Origin of the sequence: Streptomyces sp. AK010 (genome assembly GCF_014207295.1) — a bacterium.
In the GTDB taxonomy this organism is placed as follows: Bacteria; Actinomycetota; Actinomycetes; order Streptomycetales; family Streptomycetaceae; genus Streptomyces; species Streptomyces massasporeus.
This window is the reverse complement of sequence record NZ_JACHCX010000006.1, coordinates 287,564-311,348: the sequence shown is the minus strand read 5'-3', so window position 1 is coordinate 311,348 and position 23,785 is coordinate 287,564. Positions and strand designations below refer to the sequence as shown.

Below are 23,785 nucleotides of genomic sequence, written 5' to 3'. Positions count from 1 at the left end.
GCCGCCCGCCAAGGCGGAACATTAGACTCGACAAGCCCGGCAACAGCTCTACTGCAAGGAGGCACGGGTGCCGCTGCTGACCCGTATCAGGGGACCGCGCGATCTGGACCGGCTCAACCTGGAGGAGCTGAACCAGCTGGCGGAGGAGATCCGGAGCTTCCTCGTCGAAGCGGTCTCCAAGACCGGCGGTCACCTCGGCCCCAACCTCGGCGTGGTGGAGCTCACCATCGCCCTGCACCGGGTCTTCGACTCGCCCCGGGACAAGGTGCTCTGGGACACCGGCCACCAGTCCTACGTCCACAAGCTGCTCACCGGCCGCCAGGACTTCTCGAAGCTGAAGATGAAGGGCGGCCTGTCCGGCTACCCCTCGCAGGCCGAGTCCGAGCACGACGTCATCGAGAACTCGCACGCCTCGACCGTCCTCGGCTGGGCCGACGGCATCGCCAAGGCCAACCAGATCATGGAGCGCGACGACCACGTCGTGGCCGTGATCGGGGACGGCGCGCTGACCGGCGGCATGGCCTGGGAGGCGCTGAACAACATCGCCGACGCCAAGGACCGCCCGCTCGTCATCGTCGTCAACGACAACGAGCGCTCCTACGCGCCGACCATCGGCGGCCTCGCCAACCACCTCGCGACGCTGCGGACGACGGACGGCTACGAGCGTTTCCTCGCCCGCACCAAGGAGGTCCTCGAGCGCACGCCCGTCGTCGGACGGCCGCTCTACGACACCCTGCACGGCGCCAAGAAGGGCCTGAAGGACTTCATCGCCCCGCAGGGCATGTTCGAGGACCTCGGCCTGAAGTACGTCGGGCCGATCGACGGACACGACCTGGAGGCCCTGGAGTCCGCGCTCGCCAAGGCCAAGCGGTTCGGCGGGCCGGTCATCGTGCACTGCCTCACCGAGAAGGGCCGCGGCTACCAGCCCGCCCTCCAGGACGAGGCGGACCGCTTCCACGCCGTCGGCAAGATCCACCCCGACACGGGCCTGCCGATCGCCAGCTCCGGCGCCGACTGGACCTCCGTCTTCGGCGAGGAGATGGTCAAGCTCGGCGAGGAGCGCGAGGACATCGTGGCCATCACGGCCGCCATGCTCCAGCCCGTGGGCCTGGACAAGTTCGCCAAGCGCTTCCCCAAGCGGGTCTACGACGTCGGCATCGCCGAGCAGCACGGCGCCGTCTCCGCGGCCGGCCTGGCCACGGGCGGCGTGCACCCGGTGTTCGCCGTCTACGCCACCTTCCTCAACCGCGCCTTCGACCAGGTGCTGATGGACGTGGCCCTGCACAAGTGCGGCGTCACCTTCGTGCTCGACCGGGCCGGGGTCACCGGCACCGACGGCGCCTCCCACAACGGCATGTGGGACATGTCGATCCTCCAGGTCGTGCCCGGACTGCGGCTGGCCGCACCGCGTGACGCCGACCAGGTCCGCGCCCAGCTGCGTGAGGCCGTCGCCGTCGACGACGCGCCGACCGTGGTCCGCTTCTCCAAGGGCGCCGTCGGCCCCGCCGTGCCCGCCGTGCGGCGCGTCGGCGGCATGGACGTCCTGCGCGAGCCGGGCACCGACCGGCCGGACGTCCTGCTGGTCTCCGTGGGCGCCCTCGCGCCGATGTGCCTGGAGATCGCCGGCCTGCTCGACAGGCAGGGCATCTCCGCGACCGTCGTCGACCCGCGCTGGGTCAAGCCCGTCGACGAGGCCATGGCCCCGCTCGCCGAGCAGCACCGCGTGGTCGTCACCGTGGAGGACAACAGCCGGGTCGGTGGTGTCGGCTCGGCGATCGCGCAGGCGCTGCGTGACGCGGGTGTGGACGTTCCACTGCGCGACTTCGGCATCCCGCCGCGCTTCCTCGACCACGCCTCGCGTGCCGAGGTCCTGGCCGAGATCGGTCTCACCGCGCCGGACATCGCCCGGCAGGTGACCGGGTTGGTCGCCAAGCTGGACGGACTCCCCCACTCTCGGCTTCGCTCGAGCGGGGGTACCCCCACCGAGCGCGGTGCCGTGGAGACGGTGGAGAGCGCGCGCGACTGACGCGGCCGATGCGGCCGCACGGCCGAACGGGTTCGAAATGGGCCGGTTTCCCCACCATGAGGGTGGGGAAACCGGCCCATTGGCGTGAATCCGTCCGGGCCGGGGCATACGGATGGTGCCACCTCTCGATCATGTCGAGGACGACGAGCGTGGGAGGTAACCCCGTGAGCAGTACCCTCTTCCGGACGAAGAAGGTCGAGCAGTCCATCCTCGACACCGAGGAACCAGAGCACGCGCTCAAGAAGTCGTTGTCCGCGCTGGATCTGACCGTCTTCGGCGTCGGTGTGATCATCGGTACCGGCATCTTCGTTCTCACCGGCACAGTCGCCAAGGACAACGCCGGGCCCGCGACGGCTCTGGCGTTCGTGGCGGCCGGCGTCGCCTGTGCGCTGGCCGCGCTCTGTTACGCCGAGTTCGCCTCCACGGTTCCGGTCGCCGGGTCCGCCTACACGTTCTCGTACGCCTCGCTCGGGGAGCTTCCCGCCTGGATCATCGGCTGGGACCTGGTCCTGGAGTTCGCGCTGGGGACGGCGGTGGTGGCCGTCGGCTGGTCCGGCTACATCCAGTCGCTCCTGGAGAACGCGGGCTGGACGATGCCCGCGGGGCTGGGCAGCCGGGAGGGGGCCGACACCTTCGGCTTCGACATCCTCGCCGCCGCGCTCGTCCTCGTCCTCACCGCCATCCTCGTGATCGGCATGAAGCTGTCCGCGCGGATCACGTCGGTCGTCGTCGCCATCAAGGTGACGGTCGTCCTCGTGGTGATCGTCGCCGGTGCGTTCCTCATCGAGGGGAAGAACTACGACCCGTTCATCCCGAAGGAGAAGCCGGTGGAGGCGGGGGCGAGCCTCGACTCACCACTGATCCAGTTGATGTTCGGCTGGGCGCCCTCCAACTTCGGCGTGATGGGCATCTTCACCGCCGCCTCGGTCGTGTTCTTCGCCTTCATCGGCTTCGACGTCGTGGCCACGGCCGCGGAGGAGACCAAGAACCCGCAGCGCGACATGCCGCGCGGCATCCTCGGCTCCCTCGTGATCTGCACGACGTTGTACGTCCTCGTGTCGATCGTCGTCACCGGCATGCAGCACTACAGCCAGCTGTCGGTCGACGCGCCGCTGGCCGACGCGTTCAAGGCGACGGGGCATCCGTGGTTCGCGGGCTTCATCAGCTTCGGCGCCGCGGTCGGCCTGACGACGGTGTGCATGATCCTGCTGCTGGGGCAGACCCGGGTGTTCTTCGCGATGAGCCGGGACGGGCTGCTGCCGCGGTTCTTCTCGCGCGTCCACCCGCGGTTCAAGACGCCGCACCGGCCGACGATCCTGCTCGGCGTGATCATCGCGGTCCTCGCCGGGTTCACGCCGCTGACGGAGCTGGCGGCGCTGGTGAACATCGGCACGCTGTTCGCGTTCGTTGTCGTCGCCATCGGTGTGATCATCCTGCGCAAGAGCCGCCCCGACCTGCCCCGGGCGTTCCGCACGCCGTGGGTGCCGGTCATCCCGATCCTGTCGGTGTGCGCCTCCCTGTGGCTGATGATCAACCTGCCCGCCGAGACGTGGGTCCGCTTCGCCCTCTGGATGGCCGCAGGCTTCCTCCTCTACTTCGTGTACGGCCGTAGGCACAGCCTTCTCGCACGCCGCGAAGCGGGCGAGGAGCAGCCGAGCGCGGGCGGCGGCACGGCTTAGGGGTCCTTTCACTATGAGCGTCCGATCAGGGCGCGTGGTCTGGTGCCGTGCGTCGCAAGGCGCCGGGAAGCCCTCGTAGCGGAGCTACTAGGGCTTTTCGGCAACGCGGCGAGGTGCGGTGCCAGGCCGCGCGACCCGGACGGGCATAGTGAAAGGACCCCTTAGGCTCCGCCTGACCGTGGGGTGTGGGTCAGGACCGTGTCGGGGGGTGTCCGTCCTCGGAACGGCGCGATGGACCTTCATACCGGCTGACTGTCCGTTGACGAGCCGACCGCTGCGGGCGGACACCCCCCGACACGGCCCCTTACGTGGTCCGGCGGGTGCGGGAGCGCTTAGCTGCGGGCATGCGTGCCGCTAGGGCGGCACGGGTGGGCGCGGCGGCACCCCGCTACGCCGGGCTGCGGTCCCACCCGGCCCCAGCACCACCGCCGAGTACTCCGCTACGCCGGGCTGCGGTCCCACCCGGCCCCAGCACCACCGCCGAGTACTCCGCTACGCCCGCTGCGGACCCACCCGACCCGAGCGGCAACCCCGGGCACCCTAACGACGTACAGATCGCGGTCCCGCCACGTCCGCCCCCAGCTCCGCGACCCGCCTCCGCAGCTCCCGGTCCGCCGTGATCACCAGGGCGGGACGGTCGCCGGCCGAGGCCACCACCTCGACGATGTGGTCGTCTCCGCTGCCCGCGGCGGACGACACCCGTACCCCCGGCACGGACTCCACCCCGCACGCCGCCCCCTCCACGACCAGGACGATCTCCACCGGGCCGGAGACGGCCGGAACCCCCTCCGACGCCAACCGGTCACGCAACCGCTCCGCCGCGCCCCGGCGGTCCCGCCACCACCCGTCCGGCACTGAACCGACGACGTTCGCCGCGTCGACGACGACCAGGACAGGCACGGTGGCGTTCATGTGGCCAGGGTCGCACGCCAGATGGGCGCGAGGCAGGGGTGGGCGGGCGCACCGGGCCCGGTCGGCCGCATAAAGTGAACACGTGAACGGCGACTGGCTCATCCGCGGCCGCGACGGCCGCCTCACTGTCTATCTGCCCTCCGACGACGCCGTCCTGTGCCGTGCGGAACGCAGCCCCGCAGGTCCCTGGGAGGACGCTCCGCGCACCGTCGGCGGCAGTCAGAAGCTGCACCCCGGCGCGGCGGTCGGCCAGGGGCGCGACGGGTACGCGCACCTGGCCGCCTGGCGGCCCACCGTGGCGGGGGAGTCGGGGCTCGTGCACTCGACGCATTTCCGGCCCGGGCTCGCGGCCCTGGACTGGGTCCCGATCGGGCACCCGGACCAGAAGGGCGACCGGACGGGCGCGCCGGCGGTCGCCGTCGACGGCGCGGGGCGCGGGTACGTCTTCGTCCGGAACAAGGGCGGCGGGGTGAGCCTGCGCAACCAGAAGGTCAAGGGCGGCTGGGGCGGCTGGCTGAACCTCGGAGGGCACGACGTCGAGGGGGACCTGGCCGCCGTGACGGCGGAGTCCGGGCTCGTGGAGCTGTACGCCTGCGTGCCCGGCGGGATCCTGCGCTGGCGGCAGGAGGGGGACGGGAAGAAGCCGGTGCAAGCCGAAGGCGTCGACGCCCCCGTCCGTCCCGGGACCCTGCGCGCGCTCGCCACGTCCGCCGAACACACCACCCTGTTCTTCACGAACCTGTCCGGCGACCTGTGCGCCTGGCGTCCGGGTGAGAAGCCGGTGACCCTGCTGGCGTCGGCCGGGCCGGGGCCGGTCTCCGCGGTGCGGTGTGTCATCGAGGGGCACGACTGCACCGTGCTCGCTCAGCGGTCGGCGAGTGGCCGGGTCGCCTTCGCCGCGTATCCGACCGAGGAGGAGTCGGCCGGTGCCTGGTGGACCGAGTCCGGGCCCCGGCTGCCCGCCGACGCCATGGTGTCGGCGGCGCTCGACGAGCACGACGAGGTCGTCGCCGCCTGCCTGTCACCGTCGACCGGGACCGTGTTGCTCACCCGTCGCAAGGGCGAGCAGGGGCTCGCGCTGGAGGTCTGGCGGGAGATCTGACCGCCTCCAAGAAGCGGAACTGATCCCTTCATCTTGAGGCTCTTGACGCACCAGACACATGAGATGTGTCAAGGGTTGTACAGATGTGTGCGTGACAAGGCGCACCTAGGGTGAACATGCTCAAAAAGTGAAGGTCTTGTTAACCTCCTCGGACTTGTTCGATTTTGCTCGGGGGGCCGGTTGCTACTGCGTCTGGCCGACGCCGTGGCAACGGGGTTGGGGATGAATTCGTGAGCAGATCCTCCACGGCGGATCTTGTCGTTGTCGGACTCGGTTACGTGGGGCTGCCGTTGGCCAGGTCCGCCGCCGCCGCGGGCCTGAAGGTGGTCGGTCTCGACCGCAGCCGACGGGTGGTCGAGGGACTGAACGCCGGCCGTTCGCATGTCGACGACATCTCCGACGCCGAAGTGCGCGCCATGCGCGAGCAGGGCTTCGAGGCCGTCGACCGGGCCGACGTGATCGCCGGAGCCGCCGCGGTCGTGGTGTGCGTTCCCACGCCGCTCACCGAGCACGGGGCCCCGGACCTCGGTGCCGTGCACGCCGCCGTGGACGACATCGCCGCCCACCTCACCGCCGGCACGCTCGTGGTCCTGGAGTCGACGACGTACCCGGGCACGACCGACGAGGTCGTCCGGCCGCGTCTGGAGGCCGGGGGCCTGCGCGTCGGCATCGACTTCCACCTCGCCTTCTCGCCCGAGCGCATCGACCCGGGCAACCCCTCCTTCGGCCTGGAGAACACCCCCAAGGTCGTCGGCGGCGTCACGGCCGACTGCACCAAGGCCGCCCGCGCCCTCTACGAGCGGTTCGTGAACCGGGTCGTCGAGGCCAAGGGCACCCGCGAGGCCGAGATGGCCAAGCTGCTGGAGAACACGTACCGGCACGTCAACATCGCGCTCGTCAACGAGATGTCGATGTTCTGCCGCGAGATCGACGTCGATCTGTGGGACGCCATCCGGTGCGCGTCCACCAAGCCGTTCGGGTTCGCGCCGTTCTACCCGGGGCCCGGCGTCGGCGGGCACTGCATTCCGATCGACCCCAACTACCTGTCGTACAAGGTGCGTTCGCTGGGCATCCCGTTCCGGTTCGTGGAGCTGGCGCAGGAGATCAACCAGCGCATGCCCGTGCACGTGGTGAACCGGGCCGCCGATCTGCTCAACGACCAGGGCAAGGCCGTGCGCGGCTCCCGCATCCTGCTGCTCGGTGTGACCTACAAGCCGGACATCTCCGACCAGCGCGAGAGCCCGGCCCTGGCCGTCGCGGAGAACCTCCTCGCGCGCGGTGCCGAGCTCGTCTACTTCGACCCGCGGGTCGAGGACTGGCGCGTCGCCGGTGCCCCCGTCGAGCGGGCCGAGGACTACCTCGCCGCCGCCGAGGCCGCCGACCTGACGATCCTGCTCCAGCCGCACCGCGAGATAGACCTCGACGGGCTGGCCGACCGCGCCCGGGCGCTCTTCGACACCCGGGGCAAATCCGCCGACCACCCGCGGGTGGTCAAGCTGTGACTGCCGACGATACGTACATACCGGGAGCCGTCGACTCCGGTGGCCGTCGGGCCCACCGCAAGCGGCGGCACCTGAAGGTCTCGTACTTCGTCTTCCTGGGCCTGGCCGCACTGATCGCCACCCGGCTCGACGCAGGCTCCCTGCACCTGTACTCCATGGGTGCCATGGGCCTGCTCGCCCTGAAGATGTTCGGCGCCCTCTTCTACCGTCCGGCCAAGGCAGGGCGGGAGGAGCTGGAGTACCTGGAGAACACCTGGGTCACCGCGGTCATCCCGATCTACAACGAGGACCCGGTGATGTTCGAGCAGGGCATGCGCAGCCTCCTCGCGCAGAGCCGCCTGCCGAACGAGATCCACATCATCGACGACGCCAGCGCCAACGACTCCGGCATCAGGGCCGCGAAGAAGATGCGCCGGGAGTTCGAGGCCAAGGGCGTCAAGTACACCGTCAGCGTCCAGCCCGAGAACAAGGGCAAGCGCGAGGCGCTGGCGCTCGGCTTCGAGGCGGCGCCCTACTCCGACATCTTCCTGTGCGTCGACTCGGACACCGTGCTGTCCCGGGACACCGTGCGCGAGCTGCTGCTGCCGCTGGCCGACGAGAAGATCATGGCCTCCACCGGCATGGTGCTGGCGCTCAACCACGACAGCAACATCTTCACCCGCCTCCAGGACCTGCGATACGGCAACTCGTTCCTGTTCGAGAGGGCCGCCTACTCGCGGCTGAAGTCGGTGCTGTGCTGCTGCGGCGCGCTCTCCGCGTACCGTGGCACGCTGGTGCGCAAGTACCTGCCGGACTTCCTCAACCAGCAGTTCCTGGGCAAGCCGGCCGTCTTCGGTGACGACCGCCGTATGACCAACTACTGCCTGATGGAGGGCCAGGTCGTCTTCCAGGAGACCGCCGTCGGCTACACGGCGGTCCCCGAGAAGCTGCCGCACTTCCTGCGCCAGCAGGTGCGCTGGAACAAGTCCTTCTTCCGCGAGTCGCTCTGGGCGTTCCGGCACCAGAAGAAGTACCGGCCGGCCTTCTGGCTGACCTGCATGGAACTCGCCCTGTGGCTGGTCTTCGGCTCGGCGATGTTCTACTCGATGGTCATCCTGCCCATCATGAAGCCCCAGCAGTTCGTCAACCACATCGGCGACTACCTGGTCTTCATGGTGCTGATGGGCTATCTGCGCAATGTGCGCTACCTCGACTTCCCGCGGCGCGGGATGGGCTTCATCAAGCGTTTCGGCATGTTCCTGCTCGCGCCGATCTACGGCGTGATCCAGCTGACGCTGCTGACCCCGCTGCGGTTCTACGCCCTGTTCACCCTCCACAAGGGCAGTTGGGGCACCCGCCAGGGCGGCGTCGAGGTGTCCGTGGCCGGGGACCACGAGAGCGATGTGACGGAGATCTTCGAGGAAGAGGACCCGTACTCCGACAAGAAGGTCACCGAGACGCTCCAGTTGATGCGTCTGGAAGGCGTGGCGCTGCGCACCCGGCCCCGACCGGCCGGCGGCATCCCCTCCCAGCCGCAGCCGATCCCCGGCTACGACGAGGAGCACCATGCGGGCGTCCCGCAGCAGCGCGTGAGCTGGGGGGCGCCGGCCCCGGCCGGTCAGCAGCAGTGGCAGGGCGGACACCCCGGTCACCAGGACCCGTACCAGCAGCAGTACCCCGGCCAGGGCTACGGGCAGGGCGGATATCCGCCCCAGGACCCGTCGTGGCAGCAGGGCCGGGGACAGGGCCAGGGTTACGGGCAGGGCGGCTGGTAGAGCCGCAGGAGAACGAAGAGAGGGGTGGCCGGGGGCGCCCCTCTCTTGTGTGTCCGGGCGCAACGCCCGGGCCTCAGGTGTAGGAGGCCATGGCCTCCTCGACCGTCAGCACCGGGATGTCCCGGTCGTCGATCGCCTTCATCAGCGTCTCCAGACCCGCCTTGCCGATCTCGGTGCTCGTGGCCGGGGCGCCTTCGGTGACCTTGTGCAGGCAGAGGATCAGCCAGTCGCCGCTGTTGACGCACCGGTCGAGCCGGCCACCCGCGCCCGTCAGCTTCGACAGGGCCGTACCGCCGATCCCCGTGCCGTCGTTGATGCCCGTCAGCGCCTTGAGGCGGTACGGCATCGCCGGCGCGAACGACTCGATCGTCTCGGAGATGATCGACCGGGCCGTGGTGAAGTGCCGGCTCGCGATCTGGTCGACCGGGACTCCGTCGGAGGTCTTCTGGAACGCGCCGTGCGGATAGGCGAAGTGCTCGCTGGTGAAGCCGTTGGACACCAGCCACTCGCGCAGCTTGCGGAAGTCGTCGTCGGCCTGCTCGGCGGTGAGCTTGGGGTAGCTGGCCGTGTGGACGGCGTTCGCGTACGAGTGGCCCCCCATCTCCCAGCCGGAGAAGTCCTGCATCGACCGCATCTGGTTGAGCGTCAGGAAGCTGCCCGTACCGATGGCGTCGGCGATGTTGTAGACCGTGCCGGGGAAGCCGAAGCGGTCCATGACCGGCCGGGCCAGGTCGTGGATCGACTTGTGGGAGTCGTCGAAGGTGATGGAGACGACGCCCTTGGGGAAGACCGAGACGGTGTCCGGTATCAGCTCGACCGCCTGCAGCCGGTAGGTCACCGGACCGCCCGCGTCGTCGTACACGGCGAACGACATGTCGGTGAAGCCGGTCTTGGTGGACGGCTTGCCGTCGGCGCCGATGGAGTACGTGCCGGCCGCCGCGGCCACATCCGCCCACTGGAGGTGGACGGTCACCCACTCCCCGGACTGGACGTAGTTCGCCGACGTCTTGGAGTGGACGTGGTGCGTCCAGGCGAAGTGGTTCGCGAGGGAACCGCTGCCCAGGTAGAAGACGAGCTTGGCCAGGTTCGTCACGTCGTCCACGCGGAAGACCAGCCGGATCATCTTGCCCGTCAGGCTCATCGCCGGCAGGCCCGTCTTGCGGACGTAGCTCTGCTTGCCGGTGCCGCCCGTGGTCACCCGGACCGACTGGGTGCCGCGCACGAAGACGGACTTGTCGTTCGCCTCGGCCGACGCGGTGCCCGCGCCCCCGGGCGTCCAGCCGTGGCCGGCCTGGAACTGCTGGGACCACGTGGCCCGGCGGTACTTGGGGCGGCGGCCGGAGGGGGCGTAGAGGGGAGGCGTGGTGAGGCCTCCGATGCCTCCCGCGGCGGCCGGGGCGGCGGCGGGCCGCGCCACCACCTTGCCCAGCCACGCGCCGCCGCCGGCCATGGCGACGCCCCCCGTACCGCCCATCAGCAGCGCGGAGCGCCTGCTCACCACCGGCTTGTCCTCCCTTGCCTCGGCAGCGTGCCTGTGGGCGCCGGACCGCCTCTTCCTCACCGGGACTCCCGTACCGTGTCGAAGTAGTTCATGCCCTCGTCGGTGAAGCCGTCGACAGCGGACTGCACCTGCTTCGCCGAGAGGGTGTCGTTCGCGTTGTAGTAGAGCCAGTCCACCTTCATGTCCCAGGCGCGGTCGCCCTTGAACGGCAGATCGATGAACCAGTGGTTGAAGTTCACGGACATGTCCGCACGGGGGGCGTACTTGCCGTTGCTGAGGAAGAGCTTCTTGCCGTCGAGCCAGTAGGCGACGACGCCGTCCTTCACCCGGATCAGCACGGTGTGCCAGGTGTCGAGGCTCTTGTTGGTGGTCTCGTAGACCCGGTCGTTCGTCTTGTGGTCGAACCAGGTCACGGTGTCGAGCTTGGGACCGGGACGGCCCCAGCCGCCGTTCGGCATGTACTCGTTGTCCAGCTCGCTGTACTTCGAGCCCGTGCCGCCGATGGTGTAGAAGGTCTGGTTGACGTGGTCGCCGGAGTCCCCGGTGGCCGGCCCGTCGCTGAAGTGGATCCGGGCCGCGTAGGTGCCGTCGCGGAACTTGCTCGCGGCCGTGCCGAGGCTCGCCTGCTTCGTCCCGGCCTTGGTGCCGTCCGTGCTCGCCCGCAGGTTGAGCACCTGGCCGTCGGCGTGGGAGCCCTCGGCGGTGGGGAAGCTGACGCCGCTCGCGGACCAGGTGTTCTCGACGCCCGGGCCGCCCTTGCTGGTGCGGACCAGCCAGCCGTGCTTGAACAGGGCCGGGTCCTTGGGGCCCAGGTAGCTGAAGTCGTCGAACAGCACCCCGGACGGAGGGGCCGGCACCCGGTCGGGAGCGACGGCCTTCGCCGTCGACTTCTTCTCGTCGCTCGCCTTGGTGCCGTCGGGCTCCTCGCCCCAGGCGAGGACGCCCCGCTTGTAGGCGGTGACCTTCTCCGCCTCCTTGTAGCTGGTCATCTCCGCGTCGAAGGAGCGGTCGTCGGATTGCTTCAGCTTCTTGTGGTCGGTGCGGAACAGCTGGAGGTCTATGCCCTTGCTGTTGGCGCCGGGCTTCAGGCTGCCCGCGGCGGCCGTGAACCGGACCTCCAGATAGTGGTCGGCGGTGTCGGTGGCCTTGTCCATCGCGACGATCCGCCCGGCCACGTTCGAGCAGCCGAAGACGACGTTGACACAGTTGAAGGCGTACGAGGAGGCGCCCGCCGCGCCGTCGGCCGTGAACCAGTACCGGAGCGTCACATCGCTCAACGGGACTGCCTTGTCCGTGTCGTTGAAGATTTCGAACGACGGCTTGGCCGCCGTGGCCGTCGCCGGGGTGTCGGTCCGGTAGCGGATCTTCAGCTCCGGCGGATCCGGATTCGCCGCCTTCCACACGGGATACAGAGCCGTGCCGCCTGCGGCGACCACCGCCACGAGGAGCAGGAGCCTGATCCTGGGCCAGACCCGGCGTCGGGGTGTTCGGCGACGAGGGGACGCCACGCAGGACTCCTTCGAGGACACCCGGCGGTCCGCGGTGGAGACCGTCAGAGTCAGGTAAACAATGGTCGGATTGTGTGAGGATCCTATCTGTGGCGGCATACAGAAAGGGGGGCGGGTGCACGGATTGTTACCGTACGCCCCACCCCCCTCAGGGGTAACGCGTTACGCCGGGACGCTCGCGACGCCCTGCGCCAGGAACCTCTTGCCGTTCACACGCTCGGAGACACCCTCGCGGTCCAGGTACGGCGTGATGCCGCCCAGGTGGAAGGGCCAGCCGGCGCCCGTGATGAGGCACAGGTCGATGTCCTGCGCCTCGGCGACGACGCCCTCGTCGAGCATGATGCCGATCTCCTGCGCCACCGCGTCGAGCACGCGGTCGCGGACCTGCTCCTCCGTCAGGACGGTGTCGCCCTGCTTCAGCAGCGCGGCGACCTCGGGGTCCAGCTCCGGCTTGCCGGAGTCGTAGACGTAGAAGCCGCGCTTGCCCGCCTTGACGACGGCCGCGAGGTTCGGGGAGACCGTGAAGCGGTCCGGGAAGGCCCGGTGGAGGGTCTCCGAGACGTGCAGACCGATCGCCGGGCCGACCAGTTCCAGCAGGACCAGCGGCGACATCGGCAGACCGAGCGGCTCGACGCCCTTCTCGGCGACCTCGACGGGGGTGCCCTCGTCGATGATGTTCTGGATCTCGCCCATGAAGCGGGTCAGGATGCGGTTCACGACGAATGCCGGGGCGTCCTTGGTGAGGACCGCGGTCTTCTTCAGCTTCTTGGCGACGGCGAAGGCCGTGGCCAGGGAGGCGTCGTCGGTCTTCTCGCCGCGGACGATCTCCAGCAGCGGGAGGACCGCCACCGGGTTGAAGAAGTGGAAGCCCACGACCCGCTCGGGGTTCTTGAGCTGAGACGCCATCTCGGAGACCGACAGCGAGGAGGTGTTCGTCGCGAAGATGGCGTGCGCCGGGGCGACCGCCTCGACCTCCGCGAACACCTGCTGCTTGACGCCGATCTCCTCGAAGACCGCCTCGATGACGAAGTCGGCGTCCGCGAAGCCCTCGGCCTTGTCCAGCACACCGGACACCAGCGCCTTGAGGCGGTTGGCCTTGTCCTGGTTGATACGGCCCTTGCCGAGCAGCTTGTCGATCTCGGCGTGGACGTAAGCAACACCCTTGTCGACGCGCTCCTGGTCGATGTCGGTCAGCACGACCGGCACCTCCAGACGGCGCAGGAAGAGCAGCGCGAGCTGGCTGGCCATCAGACCGGCGCCGACGACACCGACCTTGGTGACCGGGCGGGCCAGGGACTTGTCCGGGGCGCCGGCGGGGCGCTTGCCGCGCTTCTGCACCAGGTTGAAGGCGTAGATGCCGGCGCGCAGTTCACCGCCCATGATGAGGTCGGCGAGGGCCTTGTCCTCGGCGTCGAAGCCCTGCTGGAGGTCGCCGTTCTTGGCGGCGGCGATGATGTCCAGGGCGCGGTAGGCGGCCGGGGCCGCGCCGTGCACCTTGGAGTCCGCGATGAAGCGGCCCTTGGCGACGGCCTGGTCCCAGGCCTCGCCGCGGTCGATGACCGGGCGCTCGATCTCCAGCTCGCCCTTGAGGACGGCCGCGGTCCAGATCAGCGACTGCTCCAGGAAGTCCGCGCCCTCGAAGATCGCGTCGGCGATGCCGAGCTCGAAGACCTGCTTGCCCTTGAGCTGCTTGTTCTGGTTGAGGCTGTTCTCGATGATCACCGAGACGGCCTTCTCGGGGCCGATCAGGTTCGGCAGCAGGGCGCAGCCGCCCCAGCCGGGAACCAGGCCGAGGAAGACCTCGGGGAGCGAGAACGCCGGGAGGGCCGCGGAGACGGTCCGGTAGGTGCAGTGCAGACCGACCTCGACACCGCCGCCCATCGCGGCGCCGTTGTAGTACGCGAAGGTCGGCACGGCCAGCTTGGCCAGCCGCTTGAAGACCTCGTGGCCGCCCTTGCCGATGGCGAGGGCGTGCTCGTACTCCTTGAGGATCTCCACGCCCTTGAGGTCGGCGCCGACCGCGAAGATGAACGGCTTGCCGGTGAGGCCGACGCCGACGATCTCGCCGTCCGCCGCCTCCTTCTCGACCTGGTCGATGGCGGCGTTCAGGTTCGCCAGCGAGGCCGGGCCGAAGGTGGTCGGCTTGGTGTGGTCGTGCCCGTTGTCCAGCGTGATCAGCGCGAAGCGCCCGGCACCCAGCGGCAGGTCGAAGTGGCGTACGTGCGCAACTGTGACGACCTCGTCCGGGAACAGCTCGGAAGCCTGCTTGAGAAGCTCGGCGGTGGTGCTCACTTGTCCCCCTCGAAGTGCGGGTTCTCCCAGATGACCGTCGCGCCCATGCCGAAGCCGACGCACATGGTCGTCAGGCCGTAGCGGACGTGCGGCTGCTCCTCGAACTGGCGCGCCAGCTGCGTCATCAGACGGACGCCGGAGGAGGCCAGCGGGTGGCCGAAGGCGATGGCGCCGCCGTACTGGTTGACGCGCTCGTCGTCGTCGGCGATGCCGTAGTGGTCCAGGAAGGCCAGGACCTGGACAGCGAAGGCCTCGTTGATCTCGAACAGGCCGATGTCGGAGATCGACAGACCCGCCTGGGCCAGCGCCTTCTCCGTCGCCGGGATCGGGCCGTAGCCCATGACCTCCGGCTCCACGCCCGCGAAGGAGTAGGAGACCAGGCGCATCTTCACCGGGAGGTCGTGCTCCCGCGCGAAGTCCTCGGAGGCGATGAGCGAGGCGGTGGCGCCGTCGTTCAGACCGGCCGCGTTACCGGCGGTGACCCGGCCGTGCACACGGAACGGGGTCTTCAGGCCGGAGAGATTCTCCAGGGTCGTGCCCGGGCGCATCGGCTCGTCGGCGGTGACCAGGCCCCAGCCCGTCTCACCGGCCTCGGGGGAGGTGCGGCGTACCGAGACCGGCACCAGGTCGGCCTGGATCTTGCCGTTGGCGTACGCCTTGGCGGCCTTCTCCTGGGAGCGCACGGCGTACTCGTCGGCGCGCTGCTTGGTGATCTGCGGGTAGCGGTCGTGCAGGTTCTCCGCGGTCATGCCCATGAACAGGGCCGACTCGTCGACCAGCTTCTCGGAGACGAACCGCGGGTTCGGGTCGACGCCCTCGCCCATGGGGTGGCGGCCCATGTGCTCGACACCGCCCGCGATGGCGATGTCGTAGGCGCCGAAGGCGACGGAACCGGCGACCGAGGTGACGGCCGTCAGGGCGCCGGCGCACATGCGGTCGATGGAGTAGCCCGGCACGGACTGCGGGAGACCCGCGAGGATCCCGGCGGTGCGGCCGATGGTCAGGCCCTGGTCACCGATCTGCGTGGTCGCGGCGATGGCGACCTCGTCGATCTTCTTCGGGTCGAGTCCGGGGTTGCGGCGCAGCAGCTCCCGGATCGCCTTCACGACGAGGTCGTCGGCACGGGTCTCGTGGTAGATGCCCTTCGGGCCCGCCTTGCCGAACGGGGTGCGGACGCCGTCGACGAAGACGACGTCCCTGACGGTACGAGGCACGATGGCTCTCCTCCAGGGTCAGGATCTGCATTGCTGCTGCGATGCGCTGAGCGCGCGCTCAGGCCCATGCTACTTATGAGTAACGTGGCTGCACAGTCCTGACAGGGGGAGCGGTGAAGGTCACATCTCATCTCCGGGTGGTGCGGTGCCCTTGGGGGCGCGGGGAACTGCGCGACCAGCCGCAACGCACCCGCACTCCCCTGCGGCGCTCACCGAGGCGGTGCGGTGGACCCCCGAGGCGTCAGCACAGGGGTCGGCACCGGGTGTGACTCGCCCTCACCCTCGGTGATCACCGAGAACAACGTCCTGGCCACCTCCGCTCCAAAACCGTGCACGTCATGACTCATCGCCGACAGCGTCGGATGCGTCAGCCGGCACAGCTGCGAGTCGTCCCAGGCCAGCAACGACACGTCCTCCGGCACCCGAAGGCCCATCTCCGCCGCCACCGACAGCCCCGCCACCGCCATGATGTCGTTGTCGTACACGATCGCCGTCGGCCGGTCGGCCGGCGCCGCGGTCAGCAGCGACCGGGTCGCCCGCGCCCCCGCGTCCCCGGAGAAGTCCGTCGCCACCTGCCACGCCCCGGCCAGCGCGAGTGCCCCCGCCGTCTCGTCGAACGCCGCCGTCCGGATCGACGTGTGCCCGAGGTCCGCCGCCCCGCCGACCCGGGCGATCCGCCGGTGCCCGAGCGCGGCCAGATACCGCACCGCCTCCGTAACGGCCGTGGCGTCGTCCGTCCACACCGAGGTGAGCCCCCCGGTCAGTGAGGGATGCCCGACGGCGACCACCGGCATCCCGAGCCGCTCCGTCATGGCCACCCGCGGATCGTCCGCGCGGAAGTCGACGAGGATCGACCCGCCGGTCTGCCGGCCCCGCCACCACGCCTCCTGGACGCCCACCTCCTCGTCCATGTTCCGTACGAGCCGCAGCAGCAGCGAGCTGGAATGCTCGGCCAGCACGCTCTCCACGCCGGAGACGAACTCCATGTACCAGGGCTCGAGGCCGAGCACCCGCGCCGGACGGCACACGGCGAGACCGACCACGTCCACCCGCGATCCGGCCAGCGTCCGCGCCGTGAGGCTCGGCGACCAGCCCAGCTCCCGCGCCGCGCGGAAGATCCGGTCCCGGGTGGCCTCCGACAGCCCGGGCTTGTGGTTGAAGGCGAGGGACACGGCACCCTTGGACACACCGGCGCGCGCGGCGACGTCCTTGATGGTGACGCGAGGGGTCGGCGTTGCCGTCATCGGGTGGGCTCCACGCAGTACAGGGCCGAACGAGCGGTCTGCGCGTTTGGAGTCTTCCAGCCGCGCACCCCGATGGTCACCTCTTCGCCCGGCAGCAGTGTGACCAGCCCCCGGTCGGCCCGTGCCCCCGGTTCCAGCCGGTCGGCCTGGAGCAGCAGGTCCCGGACCAGGGTGCGGGCTCTCACCGTGATGCCTCCCGGGGTGAGCCCGACCTCGAACCGCGGGGCCGGGTAGGGGACTTCACGGTCCGGTACGGGGAAGTGCAGCGCCCGCAGCCCCTCCGCGCCCGCGCCGGCGTCCGTGTCCGCCACCAGGAACTCCTTCGGCCCGAGGGGCGTCAGCTCGCGCGGCACGTCCACCCGGGCCACGCTCCGCGCCCTGGCCGCCAGCTCCACATCCGCCTGCCCCAGCACCTCGCCCTCGACGGACATCCGCCGCAGGGTCAGCGCCCCCGTCCAGTCCCCGGCCGCCTGGTTCACGGTGGCCAGCACGAGCCGGCCGTCCCGCTCCCGGAGCGTCAGCAACCGGTCCGCGTACAGCCGCCGCAGCTCGTAATACAGCGGCTTCTCCCGGCCGTCCCCGTCGATCGCCGCCCAGGACGTCACCGGCCAGCAGTCGTTGAGCTGCCAGACGATGGTGCCCGCGCACACCGGCCAGTGGGAGCGCCAGTGCTCGATCCCGGCGGCGACCGCCCGCGCCTGGTTGAGCTGCATCAGGTAGTGCCAGCGGTCGAAGTCCCCGTCCGGCACGGCGAAATGCCGCTCGAGTCCCCGCTCCAGCTTGCCGTTGCCGTCGTCCGCCTTCTGGTGGTGCAGCATGCCGGGGGAGTCCGGCGCGAGCTCCTCCCCGGGCAGCGCCCGGCGCAGCGTGGTGTACGCGGGCGGCGCCTGCCAGCCGAACTCGGCGACGAACCGCGGCACGCTCAGCCGGTAGTCCGCGTAGTCCTCCCGGTTCCACACCTCCCACGAGTGGTGGGTGCCGTGCGCCGGGTCGTTCGGGTGGTGCTCCCAGGACCCGGACCACGGGCTGCCCGCCGTGTACGGCCGGGTCGGGTCCAACTCGGCCACCACGCGCGGCAGCACGCCCAGGTAGTAGCCCTCCCCCCAGGAGTCCCCGGCCAGCCGCGGCTCCCACTCCCAGTCCCGGAAACCCCACAGGTTCTCGTTGTTGCCGTTCCACAGCACGAGCGACGGGTGCGGCATCAGCCGTGCGACGTTCTCCCGCGCCTCGGCCTCCACCTCGCCGCGCAGCGGCTGCTCCTCCGGATAGGCGGCGCAGGCGAACGGGAAGTCCTGCCAGACCAGCAGGCCCAGTTCGTCGCAGGCGTCGTAGAAGTCCTCGCTCTCGTAGATCCCGCCGCCCCAGATCCGGACGAGATCGACGCCCGCGCCGGCCGCCTGCTCCAGCCGCTCCCGGTAGCGCTCGCGGGTGATCCGGGACGGGAAGACGTCGTCGGGGATCCAGTTGACGCCCCGGGCGAAGAGCCGCTCGCCGTTGACGACGAGGGTGAAACCGGTGCCGTGCGCATCGGGCCGCCGGTCCAGCTCCACGGTCCGGAAGCCGACCCGCCGCCGCCACACGTCCAGCGTGTCCTCGCCGTGCAGCAGCTTCAACTCAATTTCGTACAGCGGCTGTTCGCCGTACCCGCGCGGCCACCACAGCCGCGCGTCCGGCACCCGCAGGCGTACGGTCCCGCCCGACCCCTCGATCTCCGCCCGCGCCCGCACCCCCGCGACGGTCGCCTCCACGGCGAGCGGTGCCTCGACGCGGGTCCGCTCGACGTCGACGGCCAGCTCGACGACGCCCGTGCCGTCCTCGACGGTGACCAGCGGACGCACCCGGGCGATCCGGGCCGTCGACCAGTGCTCCAGGCGCACGGGCCGCCAGATCCCGGCCGTCACCAGGGTCGGCCCCCAGTCCCAGCCGAAGGAGCAGGCCATCTTGCGCAGGTACGGGTAGGGCTCGGCGTAGGCGGCGGGCCGTTCGCCCACCCGGCCCCGCACCGCCTCGGCCTCCGCGTAGGCGGAGACGAACCGCACGGACAGCCGCCCGGACAGGCCCGTCACGTCGAACCGGTACGAGCGGTGCATGTTGCGCACCGTCCCCAGCGGCCGCCCGTCCAGGGAGATCTCGGCGACGGTGTCGAGCCCGTCGAAGACCAGGTCGGTCTGCTCCTGCCCCCACGGGCCGCCGATCTGCCGCTCGTACGTCCACTCCCGGCGCCCCACCCACGCCACCTCGGTCTCGCCCTGGCCGAGGAACGGGTCCGGAATCACCCCGGCGGCCATCAGGTCGGTGTGCACGCACCCCGGCACCGTGGCCGGGAGCGTGTCCGAGTCGTGCCGCAGGATCCAGCCGTCGCCGAGCGGTGTGGCCTCCAGCATGCGCACTCCCTTAACCGGTTCAGTGAAGAGTCGTATGAAGGTTTCGCATCGTTGGCGCGATTGGGACTTTACCGGTTGAGTGAGCGCTGCCAGAGTTCCGAACCAGCCATACCGCACGTGCTCGTCCGTCCCGAGTTCCCCTCCGCGAACGGAGCTGATGCACATGAACCGCCGTACCCTCCTCGCCCTCGCCGTGGGCGCAGCCCTGCTGGCCTCCGGCTGCACCGGCACCACAGGCTCCGCCAAGGGCGCCGACGCCGAGGCGCCCGACGATCCCTCCAAGGCCGAGGGGACCATCACCGTCCTCACCCACCGGACCGACCTCGTGCAGGACGGGACGATGAAGAAGTACGCCGCCGAGTTCAACAAGACGTATCCGAAGGTGAAGGTCGAGTTCGACGGCATCACCGACTACGAGGGCGAAGTCAAGATCCGTATGAACACGGAGAACTACGGCGACGTCCTCATGATCCCCGCGGTGATCGAGAAGAAGGACTACCCGAAGTTCTTCGCCTCCCTGGGCGGCAAGGAGAAGCGGAGCGAGAAGTACCGCTTCACCGACTACACATCCGTCGTCGGCAAGGTCTACGGCCAGAGTCCGCTCGGCGCGGTCCCCGGGTTCATCTACAACAAGAGGGTGTGGAGTCAGGCGGGGGTCACCGACTGGCCCACGACCCCGGACGAGTTCCTCGCCGGCCTCAAGGCGGTCAAGTCGAAGACCGACGCGGTCCCCTACTACACCAACTTCAAGGACGGCTGGCCGCTCAGCCAGTGGACGGGGGTGAGAGGCTCGGTCAGCTGCGACGAGCAGGCCACCACCAGGTGGGCCGAGGGCAACCCCTGGGCCGAGGGCGGCGAACTGCGCGTGGCGGACAGCCTGCTGTACGACATCGTGCACGAGGGACTCGTCGAGAAGGACCCGACCACCACCAACTGGGAGGCCTCCAAACCCCAACTGGCCAAGGGCGAGATCGCCACCATGTGGCTCGGCTCCTGGGCGGTCATCCAGATGCAGGGCGCGGCGAAGCAGGCCGGCACCGACCCGGACGACATCGGGTTCATGCCCTTCCCCGCCCAGAAGGACGGCACGTTCTGCGCGGTGACGTCGCCGGACTACAACCAGGCCGTCAACATCCACTCCTCGCACAAGGGGGCCGCCCGCGCCTGGATCGACTGGTTCACCGACAAGTCCGGCTACGCGCAGGACAACCTGGCGCTGTCCCCGCTCAAGGACGCCCCACTGCCCGACATGCTCAAGCCGTACGAGGAGGCGGGCGTCAAGCTCCTCGACCTCGACGACAGCAAGGGCGCCGAGCTGAAGACCCTCGAGAACCAGTCCGAGGTCGGCATCAACAAGCCGGACTACCGCAAAGAACTCGTCGACATGGCCCGCGGCGCCAGGAAGGGCGACCCGGACGACTTCCTGGACGGCCTCGGCGAGAAGTGGACCGAGACCCAGAAGTCGCTGGGGTACTGATGACGGGCACGACCGAGACGGCGGCCGTCAAGGCGGCCGCGGGGGCGGCCACCGCCCCGGCCCCGGCACCCGCCCCGCGCCCGGCACGCCTGTGGCGCGGGGCCACCCCCTGGCTCTTCCTGCTCGCCCCGCTGGCTCTCCTGATCGTCTTCACCTACGCGCCGATCGCCAACATGGTCGCGTACAGCTTCACCGACTGGGACGGGGTGAGCCCCGAGCTGCGCTGGACGGGCACCGGGAACTACGCCGAGCTCTTCACGCGCCCGGAGCTGTTCGAGGTCTTCTGGGTCAGCGGCTACTACCTGGCGGCGTCGGTGATCCAGATCGTGGCCGCGCTCTACTTCGCCACGATCCTCAGCTTCAACGTCCGCTTGCGGAACTTCTTCAAGGGCGTGCTGTTCTTCCCGTACCTGGTCAACGGCGTGGCGATCGGGTTCGTCTTCCTCTACTTCTTCCAGGACGGCGGCACCCTCGACTCCGTGCTGAGCCTGCTCGGCGTGCAGACGGACCGCGCCTGGCTGGGCACCCCGGCATCGGCGAACACCTCCCTGGCCGCCGTCTCCGTCTGGCGCTACCTGGGCCTGAACTTCGTCCTGTTCCTCGGCGCGATCCAGTCGATCCCCGGGGAACTGTACGAGGCGGCCGAGCTGGACGGCGCGAACCGCTGGCACCAGTTCCGCCACATCATCTCGCCGGGCATCAAGCCGGTCCTGTCCCTCACCGTGATCCTCTCGATCTCGGGCTCCCTGTCGGTCTTCGAGATCCCGTACATCATGACCGGCGGCGCGACCGGCACCGAGACGTTCGTCATCCAGACCGTGAAGCTGGCGTTCCAGTTCAACAAGACGGGCCTCGCCTCGGCGGCCGCGGTCGTGCTGCTGCTGATCGTCCTGGCGGTGACCTGGGTGCAGCGGCGCCTCGCCCCCGACGACAAGGTGGACCTCGTATGACGCGCCGCGCGGTGACCCGCGTCCTCGTGTACCTGTCGCTGATCGCGGCGACCGCGGTGGTGCTGCTCCCGCTGGCCGCCGTGTTCCTGACCTCGCTGAAGACCGAGAAGGAGATGGCGGCCGGCAGCGGAGCGCTCGCGCTGCCCGGCGACCCGTTCAACTTCGACAACTACGTGACGGCGTTCCGGGACGGCCGGATGCTCTCGGCGTTCGCCAACACCGCGATCATCCTGGTCGTCGCCATCGGCGGCACGGTCCTCATCGGTTCGATGACGGCCTACGCCATCGACCGCTTCCGGTTCCGGTTCCGTACGCCGGTGCTGGCCCTGTTCCTGGTCGCCGCGCTGGTCCCCGGTGTGACCACCCAGGTGGCCACCTTCCAGATCGTCAACAGCTTCGGCATGTTCGACAGCCTCTGGGCGCCGATCGCCCTCTACATGGGCACCGACATCGTCTCGATCTACATCTTCCTGCAGTTCGTCCGCTCGATCCCGGTCTCCCTGGACGAGTCGGCCCGCATCGACGGCGCCAACGCCTTCACGGTCTACCGCAAGGTCATCTTCCCGCTGCTGAAACCGGCGATCGCGACGGTCGTGATCGTGAAGGGGATCACCGTCTACAACGACTTCTACATCCCGTTCCTCTACATGCCCTCCGAAGATCTTGGCGTGATCTCGACGTCGCTGTTCCGTTTCAAGGGGCCGTTCGGCGCCCACTGGGAGACGATCTCGGCCGGGGCGATCCTGGTGATCGTCCCCACCCTGGCCGTCTTCCTGTTCCTCCAGCGGTTCATCTACAACGGTTTCACCCGGGGGGCCACGAAGTAGCCGGCCGCCCTTCTCGGGCGTCCTTCACCGGCTTCAGGCGTCCTTCGCGGACAGCGCCTCCACCAGCACCGGCGTCACCTGCTCCACCTGCCACGGCCGCGCACCGTGCCCGGCCAGGGCGGCGGCCACCGACTCGGCGTCCACCACCGCCGGCGGCTCCCAGCACACCCGTCGCACGGTGTCCGGCGTGATCAGATTCTCCTGCGGCATGCTCAGCCGCTCGGCCAGCGCCGACACCCCGGCCCGGGCCGCGGACAACCGCGCCGCGGCCACGGGGTCCTTGTCGGCCCAGGCACGCGGCGGCGGAGGCCCGGTCACCGGCTGGCCGGGCTGCGGCAGCTGCGCCTCGCTCAGCTCCTTGGCCCGGTCCACCGCCGCCTGCCACTGCTCCAGCTGCCGCCTGCCCACGCGGTGGCCGAAACCGTTCAGCGCGGCCAGCGCGTTCACATGGGCCGGAAGCGCCAGCGCGGCCTCCACGATGGCCGCGTCCCCGAGCACCTTGCCCGGCGACACGTCCCGGCGCTGCGCGATCCGGTCCCGGGTCTGCCACAGCTCCCGTACGACGGCCAGCTGCCGCCGCCGGCGCACCTTGTGCATGCCGGAGGTACGCCGCCACGGGTCCTTGCGGGGCTCGGGCGGCGGGGCCGAGGCGATCGCGTCGAACTCCTGGCGGGCCCAGTCCAGCTTGCCCTGCCGCTCCAGCTCCTTCTCCAGCGCGTCGCGCAGGTCGACGAGCAGCTCGACGTCCAGCGCCGCGTAGCGCAGCCAGGGCTCGGGCAGCGGCCGGGTCGACCAGTCGACGGCGGAGTGCCCCTTCTCCAGGACGAAGCCCAGCACGCTCTCGACCATCGCGCCGAGGCCGACCCGGGGGAACCCGGCGAGCCGCCCGGCCAGCTCCGTGTCGAACAGCCGCGTCGGCACCATGCCTATCTCGCGCAGGCACGGCAGGTCCTGGGTGGCGGCGTGCAGCACCCACTCGGCGCCGGACAGGGCGTCGCCGAGGGCGGACAGGTCGGGGCAGGCCACGGGGTCGATGAGGGCCGTTCCGGCGCCCTCGCGGCGCAGCTGCACGAGGTAGGCGCGCTGCCCGTAGCGGTAGCCGGACGCGCGCTCGGCGTCGACGGCCACGGGCCCGGACCCCGCCTCGAAGGCGGCGATCACCCGGGCCAGGGCGGTCTCGTCCGCGATGACGGGCGGAATGCCCTCACGCGGTTCCAGCAGAGGGATCGGCGCCTCCGTAGCAGAAGATCCGCCGTCGTCCGGAGGGGCGCCTCCGGTGGTGCGCAGTGAGCTGTCTGCTGCGGTGTCGTGGGCGTCGGTCACCTGTCAAGGGTATCCATGTATGGACAGCGCCCGCCGACGGAACGTTCCGTCGACGGGCGCCCGAGGGTCGCAAACCAGTCATGTCGGGGA

16 protein-coding genes are annotated in these 23,785 nt (G+C 70.0%); 8 read left to right on the top strand and 8 right to left on the bottom strand.

Annotated features, from left to right (window positions below; translation table 11 throughout):
* Window positions 1-67: 67 nt before the first annotated feature.
* Window positions 68-2,026 (top strand): 1-deoxy-D-xylulose-5-phosphate synthase, encoded by a 1,959-nt coding sequence (dxs, locus tag HDC93_RS14710; protein WP_185010903.1) that lies wholly within the window; start codon window positions 68-70, stop codon window positions 2,024-2,026.
* 164 nt (window positions 2,027-2,190) lie between these two features.
* Window positions 2,191-3,705 (top strand): amino acid permease, encoded by a 1,515-nt coding sequence (locus tag HDC93_RS14705; RefSeq protein WP_185010901.1) that lies wholly within the window; start codon window positions 2,191-2,193, stop codon window positions 3,703-3,705.
* Window positions 3,706-4,245: 540 nt separating this feature from the next.
* Here the strand turns inward: HDC93_RS14705 and HDC93_RS14700 are convergent.
* A complete protein-coding gene (locus tag HDC93_RS14700) occupies window positions 4,246-4,617 on the bottom strand; it encodes an NTP pyrophosphohydrolase (protein ID WP_185010899.1) in 372 nt (123 codons plus the stop codon).
* A gap of 82 nt (window positions 4,618-4,699) precedes the next feature.
* On the opposite strand from HDC93_RS14700, the gene HDC93_RS14695 reads away from it, so the two are divergent.
* The 3 genes from HDC93_RS14695 to HDC93_RS14685 all read left to right on the top strand — a co-directional run bounded on the left by HDC93_RS14695 (window position 4,700) and on the right by HDC93_RS14685 (window position 8,975).
* A complete protein-coding gene (locus HDC93_RS14695; protein ID WP_185010897.1) occupies window positions 4,700-5,719 on the top strand; it encodes a hypothetical protein in 1,020 nt (339 codons plus the stop codon).
* A 230-nt stretch (window positions 5,720-5,949) separates the two neighbouring features.
* Complete coding sequence (locus HDC93_RS14690; RefSeq protein ID WP_185010895.1) at window positions 5,950-7,221, top strand: nucleotide sugar dehydrogenase; 1,272 nt, start codon at window positions 5,950-5,952, stop codon at window positions 7,219-7,221.
* Window positions 7,218-8,975 carry a glycosyltransferase gene (locus HDC93_RS14685; protein WP_185010893.1) on the top strand — a complete coding sequence of 586 codons (1,758 nt, stop codon included), beginning with the start codon at window positions 7,218-7,220 and terminating at the stop codon, window positions 8,973-8,975. The genes HDC93_RS14690 and HDC93_RS14685 overlap by 4 nt, the downstream gene beginning before the upstream one ends.
* Before the next feature lie 73 nt (window positions 8,976-9,048).
* Here HDC93_RS14685 and HDC93_RS14680 read toward each other — a convergent pair whose 3' ends face one another.
* From HDC93_RS14680 to HDC93_RS14655, 6 genes are all read right to left on the bottom strand, one after another.
* Window positions 9,049-10,473, bottom strand: a complete 1,425-nt coding sequence (locus tag HDC93_RS14680; RefSeq protein WP_311774543.1) for a polysaccharide deacetylase family protein — start codon at window positions 10,471-10,473, stop codon at window positions 9,049-9,051.
* A gap of 59 nt (window positions 10,474-10,532) precedes the next feature.
* Window positions 10,533-11,984, bottom strand: coding sequence for a cellulose binding domain-containing protein (locus HDC93_RS14675; RefSeq protein ID WP_185010889.1), 1,452 nt, complete (start codon window positions 11,982-11,984; stop codon window positions 10,533-10,535).
* Between the two features lie 162 nt (window positions 11,985-12,146).
* Window positions 12,147-14,276 (bottom strand): 3-hydroxyacyl-CoA dehydrogenase NAD-binding domain-containing protein, encoded by a 2,130-nt coding sequence (locus HDC93_RS14670; protein ID WP_185010887.1) that lies wholly within the window; start codon window positions 14,274-14,276, stop codon window positions 12,147-12,149.
* Complete coding sequence (locus tag HDC93_RS14665) at window positions 14,273-15,490, bottom strand: acetyl-CoA C-acyltransferase (RefSeq protein WP_030838745.1); 1,218 nt, start codon at window positions 15,488-15,490, stop codon at window positions 14,273-14,275. Before HDC93_RS14665 ends, HDC93_RS14670 begins: the two co-directional genes overlap by 4 nt.
* A 209-nt stretch (window positions 15,491-15,699) precedes the next feature.
* Entirely contained in the window at window positions 15,700-16,734 is a 1,035-nt protein-coding gene (locus tag HDC93_RS14660; RefSeq protein ID WP_185010885.1) for a LacI family DNA-binding transcriptional regulator, read from the bottom strand.
* Complete coding sequence (locus HDC93_RS14655) at window positions 16,731-19,118, bottom strand: glycoside hydrolase family 2 protein (RefSeq protein ID WP_185010883.1); 2,388 nt, start codon at window positions 19,116-19,118, stop codon at window positions 16,731-16,733. The genes HDC93_RS14660 and HDC93_RS14655 overlap by 4 nt, the downstream gene beginning before the upstream one ends.
* Before the next feature lie 163 nt (window positions 19,119-19,281).
* Between HDC93_RS14655 and HDC93_RS14650 the strand changes: the two genes are divergently transcribed.
* Genes HDC93_RS14650 through HDC93_RS14640 form a run of 3 tightly spaced genes read left to right on the top strand, consistent with a single transcriptional unit; the run spans window position 19,282 to window position 22,372 of the window.
* Window positions 19,282-20,595 carry an ABC transporter substrate-binding protein gene (locus tag HDC93_RS14650; RefSeq protein WP_185010881.1) on the top strand — a complete coding sequence of 438 codons (1,314 nt, stop codon included), beginning with the start codon at window positions 19,282-19,284 and terminating at the stop codon, window positions 20,593-20,595.
* Window positions 20,595-21,545 (top strand): carbohydrate ABC transporter permease, encoded by a 951-nt coding sequence (locus tag HDC93_RS14645; protein ID WP_185010879.1) that lies wholly within the window; start codon window positions 20,595-20,597, stop codon window positions 21,543-21,545. Before HDC93_RS14650 ends, HDC93_RS14645 begins: the two co-directional genes overlap by 1 nt.
* Window positions 21,542-22,372 (top strand): carbohydrate ABC transporter permease, encoded by an 831-nt coding sequence (locus HDC93_RS14640; RefSeq protein WP_185010877.1) that lies wholly within the window; start codon window positions 21,542-21,544, stop codon window positions 22,370-22,372. The genes HDC93_RS14645 and HDC93_RS14640 overlap by 4 nt, the downstream gene beginning before the upstream one ends.
* A 33-nt stretch (window positions 22,373-22,405) precedes the next feature.
* Here HDC93_RS14640 and HDC93_RS14635 read toward each other — a convergent pair whose 3' ends face one another.
* On the bottom strand, window positions 22,406-23,695 hold the full coding sequence (locus HDC93_RS14635; RefSeq protein WP_185010875.1) for a ribonuclease D: 1,290 nt from the start codon (window positions 23,693-23,695) through the stop codon (window positions 22,406-22,408).
* Window positions 23,696-23,785 lie beyond the last annotated feature (90 nt).